Here is a 2,417-nt window from a genome sequence, read left to right as displayed (position 1 = left end):
CAAAAAAACAAGTAAGCAGGGCCATGCTCAAGCGGATGACAAGCCTGCGTTGGTACGGAAGGAGGAGTGACAGAGTTAAGCGCTGGCCAAAAAACACAATTAGCGGCCAGAGCTACCCGACAGGTATAGCGGATGGGGTATTTCGTAGAATGAGTCGGGCTTCGTTGTTTAAACTTATAACCGGAGTCAACCAATTGGCAGGGGCAGGATTTAAAGGCTTGGAAACCAGCAGTAGCGGCATGCTTCCTGTGTTAGGGCCAGCCGGCGGAAGAGATTGGATGGAGAGGCTCATTTCTTTTTTCAGTAATTTTTCAGGATGCTTTCCGGATCCGAAGAAAATGCGTTTTGTGCAAATGGGTGCTTCAGAGCAGGTATAGCTGCCATTTCTACCCACGCTGCCGCTTTTCCGGTATGTAACTTACCTGTCCTACTTTCGGTATGCTTGAGCTGTGTACGGCAAGTATATTGTACTTAAGCTTGTTTAAGAAGATTAGTTAGCTGAAATTTGCTGGTTCAACGCCAGGACAGGATGAGGATTATTTCTGCCTGTTTCTGTATATTTATAAATATAGTCAGTGAACTATATGGCGTTTATAGAATTATGGGAGTTTCCCGGTGAATTTTTCATAGGCTTGAAAGACGCCCGTATATTCTGCAGGAAAGTTTTGTTACGTTTTAAATTTAGGATTTAGTTTATGAATGCATATAATAAGTGGTATCACCCTTATGAGATAGATGAGAAGTATCAGAAGCGTGTGGCGTATTTCAGCATGGAGTTCGGCATACACCAGGCGCTCAAGACCTATTCCGGAGGACTCGGCTTCCTGGCCGGTTCGCACATGCGCAGCGCCTATGACCTGCGCCAGAATATGATCGGGATCGGTATACTCTGGAAATACGGTTACTACGACCAGGTCCGAAACGATGACCGCACCATGCGGGTGCAGTTCCAGAAGAAGTACTATACCTACCTAGAAGATACCGGCATCAAGGTGAGCGTGCTGGTAAACGGCCACCCGGTGATCGTTCAGGCGCTGGTGTTGCGTCCCGAGATCTTTGGCACCATACCGATGTATTTCCTTTCGACCAACATCCCCGAAAATGATCACCTGGCCCGCACCATTACTTATCACCTCTACGATAAGGAGCCTTCTGCGAGAATAGCGCAAAGCATCGTGTTGGGTATAGCCGGGGCCAAAGTGGTGGAAGAACTCGGCGGTGCTGATATCTACCACATGAACGAAGGCCATGCCTTACCGCTCGCCTTCTACCTGAATGAAAAGTACGGGGGGAATGTGGAAGAAGTGAGAAAGCGCATCGTATTTACTACCCACACACCCGAAAAAGCCGGGAACGAGGTACACGATATTCAGCTACTCAACAACATGTCCTTCTTCAACGCCACGTCGCTGGAAGACGCGAGAAGGTTGACGGGCATGAACGGCAACTTCTTCGACTATACCTTGTCCGCCCTTCGTCTGGCGAAAGTTGCCAATGGCGTATCGCAGCTGCACGGGGAAGTAGCCCGCCGCATGTGGTACGAAAACGAAGGTGTGTGCGAGATCAAATCGATCACTAACGCGCAGAACGTGCCCTTCTGGATGGACAAGACCCTGCGGCAGGCCCTGGAGCGCGATGACAACCAGGCCCTGATCCAGCGCAAAGCCGAAATGAAGCAGGACCTGTTCGAGATCGTGGCCGACCAGACAGGCAAACTCTTTCGGAGTGATGTGCTCACCATTGTGTGGGCCCGCCGCTTTGCCGCCTATAAGCGGGCCGACCTGCTGGTGCATGACATCGAGCGTTTCTTTGAGATGATTTCGCAGGAAGATCGTCCGGTGCAGGTGATCTGGGCCGGCAAGCCTTACCCGTTTGATGAAGGGGCTGTCAGCGTATTCAACAGCCTGGTGAGTTTGTCGTACCAGCGCAAGAACTTTGCGGTTTTAACCGGGTATGAGATCGGCCTGTCCAAAAAGCTCAAGCAAGGGGCGGATGTCTGGCTGAACACGCCACGCCGGCCAAGGGAAGCTTCCGGTACCAGCGGTATGACGGCCGCCATGAACGGAGCCGTGAACTTTTCGGTGCTGGACGGCTGGCTGCCTGAGTTTGCCCGCCACGGCGAGAACAGCTTCGTGCTTCCGGTGGTCGACAGCAATCTGCCCGATACCATGCAGGATGAGATCGACCATAAGAACCTGATGAGCATCCTTGAAAACGACGTTATCCCGACCTACTACAATGACAGAAACAAGTGGATGAACATCGTCAAGCAGGGTATGCGCGACGTTATCCCCCGCTTCGACTCGGATCGCATGGCACATGAGTATTATGAGATCATGTATTAATGCATGCCTCCTTTATACCTGCAGTAGCAAGGTACCTGCCGACTGAGTTGCAGGTATAGAAAGAGGAAGGGC

General features: G+C 51.2%; 2 protein-coding genes. Both read left to right on the top strand.

The annotated features are described in order from the left end of the window. Positions 1 to 377: hypothetical protein (locus tag OB13_RS18565; RefSeq protein WP_461491679.1), on the top strand; the 377-nt coding region annotated here is incomplete at its 5' end. Between the two features lie 318 nt (positions 378 to 695). Beyond that, on the top strand, positions 696 to 2,345 hold the full coding sequence (glgP, locus tag OB13_RS18560) for an alpha-glucan family phosphorylase (RefSeq protein WP_461491678.1): 1,650 nt from the start codon (positions 696 to 698) through the stop codon (positions 2,343 to 2,345). Positions 2,346 to 2,417 lie beyond the last annotated feature (72 nt).

The organism is Pontibacter sp. HJ8, from assembly GCF_054824225.1.
This window is presented reverse-complemented; position numbering and strand designations above follow the sequence as displayed.